This is a genomic window from Vibrio astriarenae, from assembly GCF_010587385.1.
Taxonomy (GTDB): domain Bacteria; phylum Pseudomonadota; class Gammaproteobacteria; order Enterobacterales; family Vibrionaceae; genus Vibrio; species Vibrio astriarenae.
The window spans coordinates 1,146,512-1,164,771 of sequence record NZ_CP047475.1; the positions used below are offsets into that span (position 1 = coordinate 1,146,512).

Annotated in this window: 16 protein-coding genes; 6 read left to right on the forward strand and 10 right to left on the reverse strand. The window is 45.1% G+C overall.

From position 1 onward, the window contains the following. Positions 1–66: 66 nt before the first annotated feature. Entirely contained in the window at positions 67–1,443 is a 1,377-nt protein-coding gene (locus GT360_RS05495; RefSeq protein ID WP_164647911.1) for an alpha-amylase family protein, read from the forward strand. Positions 1,444–1,810: 367 nt separating this feature from the next. Here the strand turns inward: GT360_RS05495 and GT360_RS05500 are convergent, their stop codons facing one another. From GT360_RS05500 to GT360_RS05510, 3 genes are read right to left on the reverse strand one after another with little or no spacing between them, the layout of a single operon-like run. After that, complete coding sequence (locus GT360_RS05500; RefSeq protein WP_164647912.1) at positions 1,811–4,867, reverse strand: efflux RND transporter permease subunit; 3,057 nt, start codon at positions 4,865–4,867, stop codon at positions 1,811–1,813. Next, complete coding sequence (locus GT360_RS05505) at positions 4,864–5,913, reverse strand: efflux RND transporter periplasmic adaptor subunit (RefSeq protein ID WP_164647913.1); 1,050 nt, start codon at positions 5,911–5,913, stop codon at positions 4,864–4,866. The genes GT360_RS05500 and GT360_RS05505 overlap by 4 nt, the downstream gene beginning before the upstream one ends. After that, positions 5,913–7,004, reverse strand: a complete 1,092-nt coding sequence (locus tag GT360_RS05510) for an efflux RND transporter periplasmic adaptor subunit (protein WP_239502591.1) — start codon at positions 7,002–7,004, stop codon at positions 5,913–5,915. Before GT360_RS05510 ends, GT360_RS05505 begins: the two co-directional genes overlap by 1 nt. Before the next feature lie 170 nt (positions 7,005–7,174). Here GT360_RS05510 and GT360_RS21980 point away from each other — a divergent pair, with 170 nt between their 5' ends. After that, positions 7,175–7,915 (forward strand): TetR/AcrR family transcriptional regulator, encoded by a 741-nt coding sequence (locus tag GT360_RS21980; protein ID WP_164647914.1) that lies wholly within the window; start codon positions 7,175–7,177, stop codon positions 7,913–7,915. A 51-nt stretch (positions 7,916–7,966) separates the two neighbouring features. On the opposite strand, the gene GT360_RS05520 is transcribed toward GT360_RS21980, so the two are convergent. Then, positions 7,967–8,563, reverse strand: coding sequence for an AraC family transcriptional regulator (locus GT360_RS05520; RefSeq protein ID WP_164647915.1), 597 nt, complete (start codon positions 8,561–8,563; stop codon positions 7,967–7,969). A 230-nt stretch (positions 8,564–8,793) separates the two neighbouring features. On the opposite strand from GT360_RS05520, the gene GT360_RS05525 reads away from it, so the two are divergent. Both GT360_RS05525 and GT360_RS05530 read left to right on the forward strand, forming a co-directional pair. Beyond that, positions 8,794–9,891 (forward strand): lysophospholipid acyltransferase family protein, encoded by a 1,098-nt coding sequence (locus GT360_RS05525; RefSeq protein WP_164647916.1) that lies wholly within the window; start codon positions 8,794–8,796, stop codon positions 9,889–9,891. 153 nt (positions 9,892–10,044) lie between these two features. Continuing rightward, positions 10,045–10,260 carry a hypothetical protein gene (locus tag GT360_RS05530; protein ID WP_164647917.1) on the forward strand — a complete coding sequence of 72 codons (216 nt, stop codon included), beginning with the start codon at positions 10,045–10,047 and terminating at the stop codon, positions 10,258–10,260. Positions 10,261–10,279: 19 nt separating this feature from the next. Here the strand turns inward: GT360_RS05530 and GT360_RS05535 are convergent, their stop codons facing one another. Continuing rightward, positions 10,280–10,801 (reverse strand): hypothetical protein, encoded by a 522-nt coding sequence (locus GT360_RS05535; protein ID WP_239502617.1) that lies wholly within the window; start codon positions 10,799–10,801, stop codon positions 10,280–10,282. A gap of 148 nt (positions 10,802–10,949) precedes the next feature. Beyond that, positions 10,950–11,249, reverse strand: a complete 300-nt coding sequence (locus GT360_RS05540; protein ID WP_164647918.1) for a DUF406 family protein — start codon at positions 11,247–11,249, stop codon at positions 10,950–10,952. 384 nt (positions 11,250–11,633) lie between these two features. Here GT360_RS05540 and GT360_RS05545 point away from each other — a divergent pair, with 384 nt between their 5' ends. Both GT360_RS05545 and GT360_RS05550 read left to right on the forward strand, forming a co-directional pair. Beyond that, positions 11,634–12,104 (forward strand): TetR family transcriptional regulator, encoded by a 471-nt coding sequence (locus GT360_RS05545; RefSeq protein WP_164647919.1) that lies wholly within the window; start codon positions 11,634–11,636, stop codon positions 12,102–12,104. A gap of 127 nt (positions 12,105–12,231) precedes the next feature. Then, positions 12,232–13,212, forward strand: coding sequence for a CobW family GTP-binding protein (locus tag GT360_RS05550; protein WP_164647920.1), 981 nt, complete (start codon positions 12,232–12,234; stop codon positions 13,210–13,212). Between the two features lie 79 nt (positions 13,213–13,291). Here GT360_RS05550 and ylqF read toward each other — a convergent pair whose 3' ends face one another. The 4 genes from ylqF to mglB form a co-directional block, all read right to left on the reverse strand. Then, positions 13,292–14,236, reverse strand: a complete 945-nt coding sequence (gene ylqF / locus GT360_RS05555) for a ribosome biogenesis GTPase YlqF (RefSeq protein WP_164647921.1) — start codon at positions 14,234–14,236, stop codon at positions 13,292–13,294. Between the two features lie 254 nt (positions 14,237–14,490). Next, positions 14,491–15,516 (reverse strand): galactose/methyl galactoside ABC transporter permease MglC, encoded by a 1,026-nt coding sequence (gene mglC / locus GT360_RS05560; protein WP_164647922.1) that lies wholly within the window; start codon positions 15,514–15,516, stop codon positions 14,491–14,493. A 10-nt stretch (positions 15,517–15,526) separates the two neighbouring features. Continuing rightward, positions 15,527–17,050, reverse strand: a complete 1,524-nt coding sequence (gene mglA, locus GT360_RS05565) for a galactose/methyl galactoside ABC transporter ATP-binding protein MglA (RefSeq protein ID WP_164647923.1) — start codon at positions 17,048–17,050, stop codon at positions 15,527–15,529. 51 nt (positions 17,051–17,101) lie between these two features. Continuing rightward, positions 17,102–18,082, reverse strand: coding sequence for a galactose/glucose ABC transporter substrate-binding protein MglB (gene mglB / locus GT360_RS05570; RefSeq protein ID WP_164647924.1), 981 nt, complete (start codon positions 18,080–18,082; stop codon positions 17,102–17,104). Positions 18,083–18,260 lie beyond the last annotated feature (178 nt).

An 18,260-nucleotide genomic window follows, 5' to 3' on the forward strand; every position in this document is an offset into this window, starting at 1 on the left:
CTATTTGTTGATCTATAATCGCAGTAGATTCGTTACTTTATACCCGAAGCAGGGATACAGAATATTATGAACAGTAACTACCCAAAGCACAGCAATGTTATTCTGCACGCATTTGATTGGCCATACGCTTTAGTGGCTCAACGCGCGAAAGAGATCCGCGCAGCAGGATATCAAACCGTATTAATCTCTCCTCCGATGAAATCATACAAGTCGGAGCAGGGCACCCAATGGTGGCAGCGCTACCAACCGCAAGACTATCGTGTCATCGACAACCAACTTGGCAATACTGACGACTTTAAGGCGATGATCGCCGCGTTGAATGAGCAGGGCGTGTGGCTGTATGTGGATGTTGTATTTAATCATATGGCGAACGAGTCATCGCTTAGAGATGATCTTAGTTTTCCTAATGCACAAGATATGTCGGCCTATAAAGCAGACGCTGACTATTACGAACAACAAAAGCTGTTTGGTGATTTGTCTAAGCCTCTATTCACGGAAGATGATTTTCTTGAAGCTTTCCCAATCGAAGACTGGAAAGACCCGTGGCAGGTACAAACGGGACGAATCAGTGGTGGCCCACAGGATCCGGGTTTACCCTCACTCAGTGATAATGAGCATGTTGTTGAGCAGCAGCAAGCCTATCTAAAAGCGCTAAAATCACTTGGTGTGAAAGGCTTTCGAATTGATGCTGCTAAGCACCTTTCATTAGAGCACCTTGAGAAGGTCTGGACAGAAGAGATCGTCCACGACGTACATATCTTTGGTGAGATCATTACCGATGGCGGTGCGACAGAAGATGAGTATGAGCTGTTTCTCCAGCCTTATTTGGAGCAAACTCGTTTGTCTGCCTATGACTTCCCGCTGTTTCAGACGTTGTTTGATGCACTAGAGCCAAAGGGCTCGATGAAGTCGTTGATTGACCCTTATAGCTTTGGGCAAGCGCTTTCTAGTCGTCGAGCAATCACGTTTGCAGTGACTCATGATATTCCAAACAATGATGTGTTCTCAAACCTAGTGATGGAAGAGCAAGATGAGTGGTTAGCGTACTCTTACATTCTCGGCCGTGACGGTGGTGTGCCGTTGATCTACACCGATTTGGATACCAGTGGCATTCAGGGTGAGGACAAACAACCTCGCTGGCTGAATGCATGGCATGACAATCGAATGCAAAAACGCATTGAGTTCCATAATCGTATGCACGGCGAGAAAATGGAGCTGATCGAAGCAAGTGATGATCTGTTGGTCTTTTACCGAGGTGAAGTGGCTGAGTTGGCAAAAGGCATTGTTGCGCTAAACAAATCGAAACGTCCACAAACACTGACGATTGATATATTTGGCGAGTGGTACGATCTACTGTCGGGTAAGGTATTCCAGTCAGACGGTGAGTCGTTGACCTTATCTATTGCTGCAAACGATAGTCTGATGCTGGTTCACGCTCGTTAAGGCTCTGAATATACGTAACACTAGGTCATGCTGAACTCGTTTCAGTATCTTGGTCGGGGAGTGGACATAGCTTCGTCAAACACCTTAACTAGACCCTGAAATAGATTCAGGGTGACGCACGTTGTAGGTAGTCATTGCACGTTAGATACTCTGCTTACCAGAGTGTTCAAGCACAGTCTCTGTCATGCTGCACTTGTTTCAGTATTTAGGCTGGGGAGTAGATATAGCTTCGTCAAACGACTAGAATCAAAAAAAGGGCTAACACGATGAGGTGGTGTTAGCCCTTTGTCTTAGGTACAGAGAGTATTTTGCTCAGGTTCGCTACAGCATGATAGGCAGTGGCTTATCGTGCTGTAGCTCGCTTTTGCTACTCTTCTATTGGTTTAATATTGTAGAAAATGGCAAACAGAACGGGCACTACGATCAGCGTCAATACTGTCGCGAAACCAAGGCCAGCCATAATTGTGATGGCCATTGAGCCAAAGAAGGCATCAAAGACGAGGGGAACCAGGCCTAAAATCGTGGTTAACGCCGCCATACTTACAGGGCGCACACGACTGATTGCGCTGTCATAAATCGCCAAGTAAGGATCTTTACCCGTGTCTAACTCGGTGTTGATTTGGTCGAGTAGAACAATACCATTTTTCAAAATCATGCCACTTAAGCTCAATAGACCAAGCAGCGCTGTAAAGCTGAAAGGCATGTTTGTGCTAAGCAGACCGATCGCTACACCGATGATCGAAAGTGGCACGGTTAACCAAATCACCAACGGCTTCTTAATCGAGTTGAACAAGAAGATCGTGACGATGAACATGATTAAATATCCCATAGGAAGCGATTTAAACATGGCTTCTTGCGCGTCAGCCGAAGATTCATATTCGCCACCCCACTCAAGGCTGTAGCCATCAGGTAACGCGAGGGCTTCAACTTGTGGCTGCAAACGTGCAAACAAGCTTGCTGCGGTCTCATCGCCCAACACATCATGGTCAGCCAAAACAGTCAGCGTTCGTTTACGGTCTTTTCGCTGAATCAGTGGGTCTTGCCAGTCTAGTGCAACCCCATCAATGACTTGTTCAATCGGAATATAGGTTTGTAGCGATGGGCTCCAAATCTGTAAGCTAGTTAACGATGAGAAGTCGATACGCTCTTCTTCTGGTAAGCGGGCAATCACAGGTAGTGAGTGTGTGCCATCGCGAACCATACCAATGGTGTTACCGCCAAACGCCATTTGTAGAGTGCTCGATAGATCCTGTTTCGAGATACCTAAGCGACGCGCTTTTGACTCATTAAATAGTGGAACGAGCTCTTTGGTTCTCTCGCGCCAGTCATGACGAACGTTTCGAGAGCCTGGGTCTGCATTGAAAATGTCCTCAATTCTTCCTGCTACATCACGCAATACCTCTGGATCAGGGCCAGTGATACGCGCTTCAATTTTTGAAGCGGGAGAAGGGCCAAACTCCATTAATTTAACTTGGAAAGTCGGCTCTGAAAATTGCTCTGCAAGCTGCGTGTCGAAGCTATCTAACATGTTGAACATGTCTTCGCGGGTTTCTGCTCGAACACTAAACTGGGCGTAAGCTTGGTAACTCTTCTCAGGCTGGTAAGTCAGCATGAAGCGTTGTAGACCTTGACCGACAGTTGTCGCAACAAACTCCACATTATCTTGTTCGAGAATGAAGGCTTCAACTTGTTTCGCTTGCTTTTCCGTTTCACGAATATCCGTTCCTTCCGGCATCCACATGTCTAGATAGAACATAGGGGTATTTGATGCAGGGAAGAAAGACTGCTTAACGCTGCCAAAGCCAACGACCGCTAGCGCAAGCATGACAATCATAGACGTCACCGTTAACCAGCGGAATTTGAGTGCTTTCTTAAGCATTGAACCGAAGATAACAAACAACATGCCTTTGTATGGGTCGTCTTCTTCTTCAGTGGCGTTTGGATCTTCTTTTAGTAGTAGATCCGCTAGGAAAGGCGTGAGCGTTAATGCCGTTACCCAACTTAAAAATAGTGAATAGCAGAGAACCCAAAATAGCGAGCCCATAAATTCACCCGTAGCGTCTTGAGACAAGCCGATAGGGGCAAAGGCAGTAATTGCAATAACGGTTGCACCAAGCAGCGGCCATTGAGTCTGTTTCACTATATCCGCAGCGGCTTGCACTTTAGTACGGCCTTTTTTAAGTCCAACCAATATGCCTTCGACCACGACAATCGCATTATCTACGAGCATACCCAGTGCAATAATCAGTGCGCCCAATGAGATTCGGTGCAGTTCAATATTGTTGTAGCTCATTAGCATAAAGGTACCGAACACCGTCAAAAGCAGAACGGCACCAATGATGATCCCGCTTCGCAAACCCATTGCAAAAAGGAGAACGACAATCACGATACCAACCGCTTGCGCCAGGCTAATGACAAACTCTTGGACTGACTTATCAACTTCTGCCGCTTGGTTGTAGAGATAGTTCAGTTCGATACCAGCAGGTTTAATGCTATCGAGCATCGCAAGCTCTTGTTCTAGTACTTGTCCCACTTTAACTACGTTGACACCCGCACTGAACGAGATACCGATGTTGATGGCAGGCTTGCCATTAAAGTTAATGATGTTCGATGGGATCTCTTGGATACCTCGGCTAATATCCGCAACATCTTTAAGACGAATAAGTTGTCCTGTATCTCGCCCGTGGATGATTAGGTTCTCTAGCTCTTCAACAGAGCTCATGTTACCGCTAGGTCGAATCGTCAGTGACTGACCGTTGATCATCACTTTACCAGCGGATTGAACATTACTTTGTTGGTTCAAAAGACCGACAACGGTATTCATGTCTAGGTTCACAGCCGCGAGGCGCTCTAGGGACATTTCAACGAATAGTTGCTCTTGCTGGTCACCGGCGATAGAAACTTTACCGACACCATCGACAAGCTCAAGCTCGCGACGGAGGTAGTCTACGTAACGTTTTAGCTCTGCATAATCATAGCCGTCTCCGGTTACCATGATCATGATGCCAAATACATCACCGAAATCATCAATGATCTGCACGGAGGCAACGCCGCCAGGTAGGGTTGGCTGCAAGTCATTAATCTTACGACGCATCTCGTCCCAGATTTGTGGGAGCTCATCGGGGCCATAAGACATGTCCATGCTGACCATGATCTGTGACATGCCATTAGAGGAAGTGGAAGTGATCTTGTCTACATAAGGCAGTTGACGGATCTCTTTTTCGAGCGGATAGGTCAGCTCCTCTTCTACCTCTTGGGCAGTGGCACCCGGGTAGGTAGAAACCACCATTGCATCTTTAATGGTGAAGGCAGGATCTTCCAAGCGACCAAGGTCGTTGAAAGACATTACGCCGCCGATCGCGAGAATAACTAGGAAAACCCAGCTGATAACGCGATTCTTTATTGAATATTCAGCAATGTTCACTGCTGTGCTCCTTGTATGATCATGCCTTCACGAAGCTTGCGTAGGTTAGAGTTGGCGATGACATCGCCTTGCTGTAAGCCATCAGTGATGACAGCCCCATTGAAATCAACGCGATCCACCTGAACGGGAGTACGGAACACTGCGTTGTCATCTATCTTCCAAACAAAGAAGTTATGCTGGTCGACATCAATTGCTGTCATCGGTACAGAAAATCCAGGAGTGTAGCTAAGATTGGCGAGCGTCATGTCTACCGTGACAGCAACGCTTGTTCCTGGTGCAATACGCTTCTCAGGTTGAGGCATAGAAAGCCACATCTGATAACTTTGACTCGATTGATGAAGCTCACTCGTGTGTTCTAGGTAACTCAAGTGGTATTCAGTCTTGTCACCGGAGAAAATTGCCGTCGGTTGATAGTCAGTCGTTTTTGCACCTTTCTCGACACGTGCAAGAATGGAGTCTGAGACCGAGATTTCAACGTAAACGAGGCTAGGGTCATACAAAGTAATGACGGGTTCTCCCAGTGAAATTTGTTCGAAGTCTTGCTTCAGCACTTCAGAGACGATGCCGGCATAAGGTGCTTTCAGTTCGGTATACTCAAGCTGGCGCTGTGCGAGTTTGTAGTTGGCTTCACTCAATTTGTGATTGGCAGTGAGTTCATCCAACTCCGCTTGAGAGATCATTTTGTTTTTAATCAGCTCTTTACCACGGCTTAACTGACGTGCAGCAAGGTGAAGACGAGCTTTGGCATCTGCGAGTTGCTCTGCAGCCGTATCGTTATCAATGGTGGCAATGACTTGACCTTTTTTGACCAACTCACCTTCACTGACTGAAATTTCTTGAAGTTCACCGCCACGTAAAAATGACAATGGAGTGAGTTCAGCGGGCACAACTTGACCATTAAACACACGCTGTTGACCATCTATTGGCGCTTGCATCGTGAGCGTTTGAATCGGTTGCTCAGGCTTGGCTCGGTGCTCTACAACGGGGGAACATCCCATTAAAGTTGCAGAGGCAACCGCTATGCTAATTAGGGTTAAATGGCGCATTAGATACCACCTTCTTGAGTCCAAGGACGAACCACTTGTCCTTCAACGAGTTTGTTTCCACCAGCTTGTACAATCAGGTCGCCGCGCTCTAATCCTGAAGTCACATTTCCAGCTGCATCTAAATTGACTTGTGTTTGGTGTATTTGCTTTGTTTGCGGGTTATATACCCACACGTAGCCTGTATGGGAGTCTTTGTTTATCCAAGCAGTTTCAGCGACACGATAGTGACGAACCGGCGTTGGGTTAGGTACGTTTACCTCTCCCGTCATATCGGTGAGTAGGTTCATCGATGGTGGTGTTTTAATGGTCACTTTGGCACTAAAGCTATTGGTGTCTGTATTTGGGCGAGTGGAAATCTCTTTGAAACTTGCCAAGATACGACTATCTCGATGCGTATCCATCGTGACGGTTAGCTTACTTTGCTTGAGGTGAGCCATACCATGTTGTTCGACATAGGTAACAGGCAGAGAAAAAGTCACATCCATCATGTTGGTGTCTATCACCGAGAAGATGGCTTGATTGGCCCCCACAATTTGGTGTGCTTTTGCGTGTGACAGCGATACTAAGCCATTAAACGGTGCGATGATTCGCGTATGTTGTAGCTCAATCTCTGCTTGATTGAGTGCCACACGAGCCGCCTTGTAGCTGGTTTCTGCCTGTTCAAAAGCGTCAGCACTGATCAGTTTACGCTTAACCAGAGTCTGAGAGCGCTCATAATGGGTTTTGGCCAGTTCAAACTCTGCTTCTCTGGCATCGCGTGCTAACTCATAGTCTTTACTGTCGAGTTTCGCTATGACCTGTCCTTTGCTCACATAGTCGCCCATATTGACGTAAATAGTTTCAATCTTGCCCCCAACCTGAAAAGAGAGAGAAGCACGATGAGTGGCTTCAACTTTGCCAATGAAGCGATCCTCTGGATTCGCCGTAAGATCGGGTACTTGGATCAGTTTCACCGGTGTTATCTGGCTAGTGACTTCACTGGAAACCGCATCGTTGCAGCCTGTCACTAACATCGACAAAGCTATAACAGCTAGAGCAGCCAAAAGTGGCAGCTGCTTGCCTCGAATAGATAATTGGTTAAATGGGCTCATAGTTATTTCTCTTATTATACGGTTGGATAATATATTGCTATACAGGTGTGCAGTATAATTGCTGTACTCTTGGGATCAAGTTTTATTTTCCATGTGTGTAATAAAAAAGATGAAAGCGAGGCGTGTTTTTGAGTACAATCAACCAAGAGATATAAAACTGGGTGATCAAAATGAGTTGTACAGCTGAAAGAAAGCAGGGCAGAAGAAGCGCAGAGGATGCAGAGAAAACCAAATGCAAAATCATGGGCGTTGCCGCACAACTGTTTTGTGAGCAAGGCTTTGACCGTGTCTCGTTGCGAACCATTAGTGAACAAGCTGGGGTATCGCACAGCTTAATTCGCCACCATTTCGGTAGCAAAGAGAAAATCTGGCAAAGTATCAGTGATAGTCTGCACGTATTCATGGAGGGTTACCGCGACCGCCTGATGGAAGAGCTTGGTGATGACTTGCCAGCGAATGAATATCTCTATCATTTTTCAACTAGAATGTTGGCTTTGATGCTCGTCCAGCCAGCGCCGATTCAGTTGATTGCAGATGCGGTACGTCAAACCGATTCGACGCTGGTGGATTACTTCATCAATTCAACGGATGCGATGCAAAACTTCTTTTTAGATCTTGCTGATAAGCACAACGCACAGTTTCCAGATAACACAATTAACATCTTTGAGTTCAAATGGCAGATGATGCTCTATTCACATGGCGCAGCGTCATTAACGCCATTTATGCAGGAAATTTGGTGGGAAGAGGGCACGACGGATGCTGACCGCCTTGTTGCTCACTGGCGTATGTTTGAAAGTTATGCTGCGAGTCACCTAGCGATTGCCACCGATAAACGTTTGACGCCAAAGAGAACAGAAGAGTTGGTGATTATGGACGCACTGTTTGATTGCAGTGAGATGAGGCCAGAATAATCGAAACGTAGAAAGAGAAGGTCATGTGCCTTCTCTTTTCGTATTTGCTGCTTATGATTCAATAAGCGCTTGATACAAAGCGTGAAACTGAGCAACTTGTCCACCAAACAGCGCGTTAGCAATCAATTCGTCACTTTTGCCCGATAGCTTCATCTTTCTTGCCTCTCGCACCAATAAGCCAAGATGGATCTCTTTTTCTAATCCAGAGGTGGTCGGCGACCATTGAGAGAGAGTTTCTGATAGTGGTGATAGCGTAGGCGAAGGTTTTAGTGTCATGCACTCATGCTTAATCACTTGCTTGAGGGTTTGGCTATATTCTTCAGAATTATTACCACGTAACTGGGCAATGGTTGCTTTCAGCATTGGTGATAAGGTAACAAAGCCGGCTTGCTTAGAAAAACGACCAGAAACGCGAGCAGAGATCGTCACATCTGTGATGCTGCTGTTCGGAAGGTAGGTGGTAGATACCAGACAGTCGAAAGGTAACCAGAATGCATGTCCAGCTTCCACGGCATACTCTTGCTTACCTAAACGAACAAGCGCTAATCCAGATTCTACGATAATGAGCCTGTGCTTTAGCGTATGTTTACGACCGGTAATAAGAAGGTAAGGAGACGTGTCGTGTGTGTGTTCGATAGCAAAATTCATAAAGAAAACCGTGTAACTGTTATGGGGCGCTAGTTTAAAGCAATCGGATTATTTGTATAGACCAAATGCCTCGCTATCATTGGTAGGAAGCCGTATCGATTTGTTGTCAATGAGTGGTAAATCGCAGTTGAACAACTAAACTGGTTTGTGGTCTGACCTTAAGGATAAGAGCTGTCTTGCTATAAGAGTCAGCGTAGAATAGCCGAGCATTTACAATAACGTAGTAGATTATGAGCAACACAACGGACCCTTTTATCGATATTCGTCCATACAATGATGACGAAATTCCTGCAGCCATTGGGCGCCTCATCAATGATGAAGAATTTATTCATGCCATCGTAGATCACAAGTTCGCAGATAAACCGAAATGGCTACGCAGCATCCTAATGCCAGTGGTTAAGGCTTATCTAAAAGTAAAATGGGCGAAGCTGACCAGCGTTGAAGCTATCCAGATGGAAGTGAAAAAATACATGGATAAGGCGCTCAACCAAACGACTAATGGCGTAACGTATTCAGGTCTTGATAAACTTGATACTGATACTTCGTATCTCTTCGTCTCTAACCATAGAGACATCGCTATGGACCCTGCATTGGTGAATTACGGCTTACATCAGGCCGGCCACCGCACCATGCGTATTGCGATTGGTGATAATTTGCTAAAAAAGCCTTGTGCAACTGAACTGATGCGCCTGAACAAGAGCTTTATTGTGAAACGCTCTGCTAAAGCTCCGAGAGAGATGATGAAAGCCCTAGGCACTTTGTCCGCTTACATCAAGCACTCGCTAGATACAGGTAACTCAATCTGGATTGCTCAACGTGAGGGGCGAGCAAAAGATGGTAATGACTATACTGATCCAGCAATTTTGAAGATGTTTCATGTACAAGGACGCAAACAGAAAGAGTCGTTTGCTGATTACATGAAATCACTCAAGATAGTGCCTGTTTCAATCTCATACGAGAATGACCCTTGTGATATCGCTAAAGCGCTGGAGCTTCATGCTAAAGCGACGCATGGTGAATATGAGAAAGGTGAATTTGAAGATATCGAAAGCATTATCCAAGGGATAATTGGTGACAAAGGGCGTGTACACGTGGCATTTGGTGAAGTGATTGATGCCGACTTCGAAACGCCAGAAGCGTTAGCCGATGAGATTGATCGTCAAATACATGAGCATTATGAACTTTTCCCTATTAACCATTTGGCTGCTGGTGATGAATCGGTGGAAGTTGAAGTCAAGCAAGCGCTGACTAATAAACTTGCGATGCTACCGGAGGGCGCTCACCCTTATCTCGTCGCTAGCTATGCAAACCCGGTGAACAACAAGTAGCTATCCACATCTACATGAATAGTGAATTTTGCTTGAAGCTGTGATTGAAGAGCTGCAACGGATATGTTGCAGCTTTTTTATAGAGGTCACACAACCGCTGCGCAGTTTTTTCTAAGCTAGTAAATGATGATTAGCGAAGGGTAGGACAAAGATATGAGCAGCAATGATATGCGAGAAGCCATCATGGATGATCTAATGAAGAAAGTGTCTCAATCACATGATAATGCCAAGCCAAAAGGCAGAGTGACTTATACCGATCACAATGGTGCATCTATTTCTGTCGATGGGGTGACAGAGGACACTGCAGAGCAAATTGGCATGAAGTATCGAATGTCGGGTACTTGGCTTCCAAATCAAACCGTCAAGTAGGTTATCGCAGATGGTGCGCCTATCTTGCAACCGCGCCACCCAAGTTTAATTGGCCTGGCCATTTCTGGATTTGATTACCACCAAGGAAGATATTCCCTTCTACGGTTAATACATCGGGCAATGAGGTGATTTTTGAACCGCCGATATAAAGATCACCTTCGACAATCAAGCCCTCGGGCAATGTCTCCAGTGGTGTTCTCATTACGCTTAAATCGCCATTGACCTTGAGTTGTGCCGGCAAGTTTTCCACTAATGTATCTGTCAGGTTGATATACCCTCCCACACGCACGCCCGTAGGCCAGTTGGTCAGGGGGGCACCGAGAAAGTTGGCGTACCCTCGAATATAAGTTCCGGGCATGATAGTCGTCAGGGCACTATTGGAGGCATCGAGGCTTCCCTGTATTTTTAACCCTCTTGGTAAGCGTTGAATAGGAGAACGGGCGATGAGCAAGTTCCCTTCAACTTCTAAACCATCTTGCAGACTTGTGTAGGGTTTGTTTCTAAGGTCGAGATTCCCGTAATTATCGAGATGATTGAGCATTTGATAGTAGCTCAATGGTTCAGCATTACTGTGAACAGGGAGAAGCGACAGCGAAATAGCGATTAAGCTGGCTTTGAATTGCGGTGAGAGATAGCGGTTAAACATATAAAAATTAGGCTCAAGTTGAGCACCTGAGCCTAGGGGAATATCAGCGGCTGATTGAGCGAGATTTCAGTTCAAAAATCAGCTTTTCAGCGCTCACTTCAAATTGGAATCGCGCCGTGATCTCAGTCGTTTCTGTTTCGATTTCAGTGGCTTCGTATTTAACTGCAGCGTTGACTTCTTTTGCTAGTGAAACATATTTAGCGAGTTCAGCTTCAAGTGCTTCTTGTGATTGGCCAAAGATAGACACCTCTGCGACATCATCACCTTCTTTGATGATAAAGCCCATTTCGCCAGCACAGCCACAAGCTTCACATACTTGAGGTTCAACTTCTTTTGTGTTCATAACTACTTCTCCTGAACGTTCGATTTTTTAGTTTTATCCATTTTACTCACCTATGGCTATTAAGGCTAGAGAATTGAACATTAACTGTAAAATTTACGACTTTTTTTGAATCCAGTAGAGCTGATGTGAAAAAAAAGTATAAAACTTTGGTATGACATTTACAGATTACTGTGAGCCTGGTCAAACTAAAAACAGTTCGCCGTGCGATAAGGCAGAGAAGTTAATCACCTTATATTGTGTTAGTAGTTGATATGTTTCATTATTCTCGCGAATTAATAAAGGTCAGTTGATTACTTTTCGTTTATAGCTCAACTAGATATGCAGATACCCACGCAGATGGGGCGGTTGAGTGATTATGGGGCTCACAACAAAAAGAGGCAAATAATGCCAAAACGTAGTAAAGAAGATACTGAGATCACTATCCAGACGATCATGGATGCTGTGGTCGAGCAGTTATTGACTTTGGGTTACGACAAGATGTCGTACACCACTTTAAGCAAGCAGACTGGAATCTCAAGAACGGGTATTTCTCATCATTTTCCAAAGAAGACAGACTTCGCAGCAGCGATGGATGGTCGTATTTTTAAAATATTCGTTACTCATTTAGATATTGAAAATGGGCTTGAGGGTTTCAGCAAGAGTTGGACCGCCGCTCTAGAAAGTAGTGAAGAGTTCGTGGCAATCTTGCGCTTACTTTTCCATCACATTGTGACAGCGGAAAGTGCGTCAGATTTTGCGAAGTCAGGCGTTGAACGTTTATATCGATTGGCTGAGGTTGAGTTTGGTCAAACGAGTGCTGAAACGGTCGAGTGGTTAATAGGCAGATCGCTAATCAAAATGAGCCGTCTTGCATAATCCGTTGTAAACTTTAACGAAAAAGCGAATTGAACCTGGTGTTTGATTCGCTTTTTTTATTTTCAACACTGTTTTTCCTGACCTGAAAAAACTAATATGTTGCTTCAAATTGTAATGGAACAGAGCAATGTTAAAGAGAGTACCTACTAATATCATCACAGGCTTTCTCGGTGTCGGTAAGACCACAGCCATTTTGAATCTACTAAAAAACAAGCCTCAGGACGAAAACTGGGCGGTGTTAGTAAACGAGTTTGGTGAAATTGGTATCGACGGTGCAATGATGTCTGATAGTGGTGCGTTGATAAAAGAAGTACCGGGTGGTTGCATCTGCTGCACGGCAGGGGTCCCTACTAGTGTGGCGATTACTGCTTTGCTTCGTGAGAATCCAGATAGACTTATCATCGAGCCAACTGGATTAGGGCATCCCAAGCAAATCATGGCGACGATATCATCTGCTCAGTTCAGTCCTTACATCGAAATACGTACTACTTTGACACTGACCGATGCTCATTACTTCGAAGATGAAAAGTACACGACCAACCCAAACTTCAAGCAGCAGTTGGACGTAGCGGATGTCATCATTGCGAATAAAAGTGATTTAGCGTCTAAGTCACAAAAGGACGGTATGCACATTTGGCTTCAATCAAATGATATTGATACGAATGTCATTGCGGCTACACGTGGTGATATTGAACTTTCGTTGCTTGATGCATTTGTCAAACCAAACCAAGAAGCAGATATCGAGGAACACCATCACCATCATGCTGCCCTAGAGCCTCAGTTCCAATTGCCACCGAACCAAAGCCATATCCGAAAAGAGAACAAAGGGCAGGGTTACTTCTCATGTGGATGGCTATTTGGTGCAGAACTAGTGTTTAACTTTGATGACCTATTCTCAATGTTAAACGATCTGACTGCTGATCGCATTAAAGCGGTGATGAACACCGATCAAGGCTGTTTCGCCTTTAATAAAGCGAACGGGGTTCTGTCGGTGAATCAACTTACTTTGTCAGGTTTCGAATCGAGAATTGAAGTGATTGATACCCAGTTACTGCCATGGGATCAATTGGAGAGAGTATTGGTTCAGCTAAGTGGGTTAGAGCAATAAGCTTTTAGCGAGAACAATAAAAAAGCGCAGAGAGCAGCTTGTCGCTTCATCCTGCGCTTTTATGATTTATTGAACAAGGTTAGCGCTTGTTTTTTAGGTAGCGCTTGCGGCGTTCTTCTTTCTTCTTCGCCTTCTCTTCAGCTTTGCGAGCCGCTTCAATTTCAACTTCCACCAACTCTTTGGTGATCATCTCCGGTAACTCCAGGGTGAGTTGACCTAATGTACCGTTGCGCAGTTCGTGCAGAAGAATCTCTGATGCTTTGTGTAGGTTGACTCGACCACCAGATTGCAGTGCGCCACGACGGCGACCGATCTCTTCCATGATCTCCAGATCTGACTCTGGCATTTCATCGATTTCATAGCGATCTTTCAGGCGTTGAGGATAAGCTTGCGCTAGATATTCAACGGTATAGAACGCCACATCTTCATATTCCATCGCGGTATCTTTTACCGCGCCAGTGGCTGCTAAGCGGAAGCCGCTGTGTGGATTCTCCACTTTTGGCCATAAAATCCCTGGGGTGTCAGAAAGGACGATACCGTTTTGCAGGTTAATACGTTGTTGGCGACGCGTCACCGCTGGTTGGTTACCGGTTACAGCAATCGTGCGGCCAGCAAGCGTATTGATAATGGTCGATTTACCGACATTGGGAATGCCCATGATCATGGTACGAATGTTCTTACCAATCTCTTCACGATGTGGTGCTAACTTGCGACAAAGATCCATGATCTTATGGACTTCTTGAGGATTGGATGTAGTAATCGCCATCGCCTTCACACCTTGCTCTTTTTCAAAGTGCGCAATCCATAAATCAGTCAACTCTGGGTCTGCCAAGTCACGCTTATTCAGCACCTTCACAACCGGCTTTTCACCACGGATCTGTGAAATCATTGGGTTTTCGCTACTAAACGGGATGCGAGCGTCTAACACTTCAATAATGACGTCAACTTGCGGGATAGCCTCTTCGATCTCCTTGCGAGCTTTGTGCATGTGACCAGGAAACCATTGAATTGTATTATTAACCATATGAAAAAGACCTTTTAGAACTAAGGTTCAGCTGGATGGGTATTTGGGGGCAGTAGGTTTGGTTGAGTGAGAGGCATAAAGGCTTCACTTAAGCCCCAAAAAGCATCATCAAGCAATAATGGTGTGATCTTAACACTTATTGCGTGAGACTAAAACTTCATGACGGGATAGGGTGAATGACTATATTCTAAGATGAAACATGTTTTGTTAAGGATATAGCGATGCGGTGAGGCATCGCTATATCGATAGAGTGCCTACTTTTTCTTTTGGTACTTCATTGAATCAAGAGCAACAGCAAAGATGATAATGCTCCCTTTAATGATGTACTGCCAGTATGGGCTTACACCAATATAGGTCATACCGTAGTTGATCACGGTGAAGATCAATACGCCCGTCACTACGCCAGCGACGCTACCCACACCCCCAGCAAAGGATACGCCACCCACCACACAGGCGGCGATTGCATCTAGTTCATACATAAAGCCAAGGTTGTTCGTTGCACTACCAATACGACCGGCTTCTAACATACCGCCAAAGGCATAGAAAACGCCGGATAGGGCATAGATTTTTAGTAGAGTAAGTGGAACGTTAACACCGGATACCTTGGCAGCTTCGGGATTACCACCGATGGCAAAGATATTTTTTCCAAACACCGTCTTATTCCACAGTACCCATACAAAACCCGTTGCAATGATCGCGTAGAACGTTATGTAGGAGAGCCGGAAATCGCCCATTTGAACAAAGCCTTGGGCGAAGGTAGAAAATCGCTCATCAAAGCCGGCCACCGGAGAGGCACCAACAGAATCAAAGTAGAGCGAGTTTATCCCATAGACGATGATCATACTGCCAAGAGTCGCGATAAATGGCGTTACTTTTAGGTAAGCGACGATAATACCATTTACAAGACCAATAAGAGCCCCAACACAACACACTGCAATAATGACTGCGACAATAGGTATTTCCCCTAAGTTTGGAAATACTTTATTCACATTGTCGACGGATTGCAGCAGTGTCGCAGATAAGACGGCAGCCAAACCGACTTGACGACCGGCGGAAAGGTCTGTGCCTTGGGTTACAATGAGGCCTGCGACCCCGAGCGCTATAATGACACGTACCGATGACTGTGTAAGGATGTTACTTAAGTTTCTTAAGCTTAGAAATGATGGTTCTTGGATTATGATGATAGCCAACAGAATAATGAGAACCGCATAAATGCCGCCTTCTTTAATATAATCAGCGATTTTTATGTCTTTGGGTGGGCGTAGCTTTGCGATATCCATTTACTTATCCTTATAAATATTTTGAAGCTAGATTGAGAATTTCATTCTGACCTGTCTCTTTTGTTACTAGGGTCCCCGCAGCGCGCCCGTTACTCATCACAAGAATTCGGTCGGTTATACCCAACAGCTCGGGCATTTCGGAGGAGATGATGATGATGCCTTTTCCTTTTTTGGCTAAATCCAAGATCAGCTGATAGATTTCAAATTTTGCACCGACATCAATGCCGCGTGTGGGTTCATCCATCATGAGGATTTCGGGCTCAGTAAGTAACCAGCGACCAATGACGACTTTTTGTTGATTCCCTCCAGATAGCGAACCAATTTGGGTTTTGTGACCGGGTGTTTTTACGCTCATAGAGTCAATGACCCACTGAGTATCTCCTTTCATATCCTTGTCGCTGAGAAGCCCAGACTTTTGACGGTAGCTCTCAATATTGGCGACGAGAGAATTAAAGGTGATATCAAGATTGGCGTAAATGCCTGTAGAGCGACGCTCTTCCGTGACGAGTGCAAATCCGTTTTGAATCGCTTCATGTGCATCTTTGTTGCGCATTACCTTGTCATGGAGTAGGACCTCTCCGCTCTCTTTTTCTCGAACACCGAATATGGTTTCGACAATATCAGTCCGTTTGGCACCAACAAGTCCAGCAATTCCGAGGATTTCACCTTTGTGAAGTTCGAAGCTGATATCTTCGATAGACGGCTGGTTTTTCGCAGTGAGGTTGTTCACTTTGAGAATCACTTCTTCAGGTGTGTTGTGTTTCTCTGGGAAGCGCTGGGTCAATTCCCTGCCAACCATCATGGCGATGATTTGATCCATGGTCAGACCTTCTAGGGTACAGGTTTTGACCCATTGACCATCTCGGAGTACCGTTAACTCATCACATAGAGCAAAGATCTCTTCCATTTTGTGAGAGATATAAACGATGCCGCAGCCCTTATCTTTTAGTTTGCGGATTATCGTGAATAGATGATTTACCTCTTTCTCAGTGAGTGATGAGGTGGGCTCGTCCATAATCACAATTTTGGCGTCGTAAGAGAATGCTTTCGCGATCTCTACCATTTGCATTTGCGAAACCGATAGAGTCGCGACTTTTGCACGGGGATCGATATCGATATCGAGCTCTTCAAATATCGCCTTTGTATCCCTATACATTTTGTCATGGTCAATGAAGAACCCGGTTTTTGGGTATCTACCCAGCCACATGTTGTCCATGACGGTTCGTTGTAAGACCTGGTTAAGTTCTTGGTGAACCATTGAAACACCGTTATCCAGAGCTTCTTTAGAAGATGTGAAATTAACATCTTTACCGAGAAACTTTATTGCCCCTTCGTCTTTTTCGTAGATACCAAATAGGCATTTGAGTAGCGTGGATTTCCCAGCGCCGTTTTCTCCCATAAGTGCATGGATAGAGTGGGGGCGAACTTTTAAAGTGACATTATCTAGGGCTTTAACTCCTGGAAAAGACTTACTGACGCCTGTCATTTCTAGTAGCCATTCAGATTGAGTTTTAGGTTTTAATACAGCAGTCATATCAGTACCTCAAAAAGAAAAGGGCAACTCTCATGAGTTGCCCAGGAGGGGCTAATCTAGATTAGTGGCATCGACGCCTACGTAAGGTACACGCACAACTTTGTTGATGATCTTCCATTGCGTTCCTTCACCAGCTTCTTTGCCGTTGGCTAGGTTACGCGTGAGTTCGAAAGTTGCTTTTGCTTGGTTGTTAGCATCGTTGAGAACGGTACCTTGCATTTCACCGGAGCGAACAAGTGCTAGAGCTTCGCTCAAGGCATCGACGCCAAATACTGGGATTTCACTACGTCCTGCTGCTTTGAGAGATTCAATTGCGCCCATCGCCATAGCGTCGTTATTTGCAATGACGACTTCGATGTTTTTGCCGTTCGGGCCGGAGATCCAAGCATCGACTTTGTCTTTTGCCATTGCTGTATCCCACATACCGGTATCGAGATGAAGCTCTTCGGTTTCGATATTATGCTGTTCATTGAGTGTTTTGATTACGTAGCTAGAGCGAGCTTCAGCATCAGGGTGACCAGGCTCGCCTTTTAGAAGCACATATTGAAGTTTTCCATCGCCGTTAACATCCCAATCTGGATTTTGGGCCCAGTGTTGAGCAATGAGATCACCTTGAATAATGCCTGACTCTTTCGAATCTGTGCCAACGTAATAAGCTTTATCATAGCTTGCTAGGGCATCGGCACTTGGCTCTTTGTTGTAGAAAACGATGGGCACGTTATCGAGTTTTGCTTTACTGATCACCACAGGAGCGGCAGCTGGATCAACGAGGTTGATGGCGAGGGCTTTAACGCCTCTTGCGAGAAGAACATCAATTTGGTCATTCTGCATAGATTGGTTGTTTTGAGAGTCGTTCATTAACAGACGTACATCGCTGTCTGTCGCGGCCTCTGACTCAATTGCCTGACGTACGACAGACATAAAGTTGTCATCATATTTATAGACAGTGAACCCTAGCGTTGTTTTCGCATGCGCGACTCCCGAGATAGCGAAACCTGCGAGCATCGATAGTAATAGTGTTTTTTTATTCATTTTATTTTCCTAGTTTACGTTGTTGGATTTTTGAACTAGCCAAATGAACTTAACGCAAATAGGGTGTACCAAACGTGATCAATGCAAAAATGTGGTAACGATTACATGCTTTTATTGAATAAAATGTGAACAGTGCGTAGGTTTGATGAAACTACGAAATAACTTCATTAAGTTGCTA

Coding starts and splice junctions, on each gene's coding strand:
- mglA (WP_164647923.1), bottom strand. CDS start 17,050: ATGACTGCTGTATTAAAACCTAAAACTCAATCTGAATGGCTACTAGAA.
- GT360_RS21980 (WP_164647914.1), top strand. CDS start 7,175: ATGAGTTGTACAGCTGAAAGAAAGCAGGGCAGAAGAAGCGCAGAGGAT.
- ylqF (WP_164647921.1), bottom strand. CDS start 14,236: ATGGTTAATAATACAATTCAATGGTTTCCTGGTCACATGCACAAAGCT.
- mglB (WP_164647924.1), bottom strand. CDS start 18,082: ATGAATAAAAAAACACTATTACTATCGATGCTCGCAGGTTTCGCTATC.
- GT360_RS05505 (WP_164647913.1), bottom strand. CDS start 5,913: ATGCGCCATTTAACCCTAATTAGCATAGCGGTTGCCTCTGCAACTTTA.
- GT360_RS05530 (WP_164647917.1), top strand. CDS start 10,045: ATGAGCAGCAATGATATGCGAGAAGCCATCATGGATGATCTAATGAAG.
- mglC (WP_164647922.1), bottom strand. CDS start 15,516: ATGGATATCGCAAAGCTACGCCCACCCAAAGACATAAAAATCGCTGAT.
- GT360_RS05540 (WP_164647918.1), bottom strand. CDS start 11,249: ATGAACACAAAAGAAGTTGAACCTCAAGTATGTGAAGCTTGTGGCTGT.
- GT360_RS05520 (WP_164647915.1), bottom strand. CDS start 8,563: ATGAATTTTGCTATCGAACACACACACGACACGTCTCCTTACCTTCTT.
- GT360_RS05545 (WP_164647919.1), top strand. CDS start 11,634: ATGCCAAAACGTAGTAAAGAAGATACTGAGATCACTATCCAGACGATC.
- GT360_RS05535 (WP_239502617.1), bottom strand. CDS start 10,801: ATGCTCAATCATCTCGATAATTACGGGAATCTCGACCTTAGAAACAAA.
- GT360_RS05510 (WP_239502591.1), bottom strand. CDS start 7,004: ATGAGCCCATTTAACCAATTATCTATTCGAGGCAAGCAGCTGCCACTT.
- GT360_RS05525 (WP_164647916.1), top strand. CDS start 8,794: ATGAGCAACACAACGGACCCTTTTATCGATATTCGTCCATACAATGAT.
- GT360_RS05550 (WP_164647920.1), top strand. CDS start 12,232: ATGTTAAAGAGAGTACCTACTAATATCATCACAGGCTTTCTCGGTGTC.
- GT360_RS05495 (WP_164647911.1), top strand. CDS start 67: ATGAACAGTAACTACCCAAAGCACAGCAATGTTATTCTGCACGCATTT.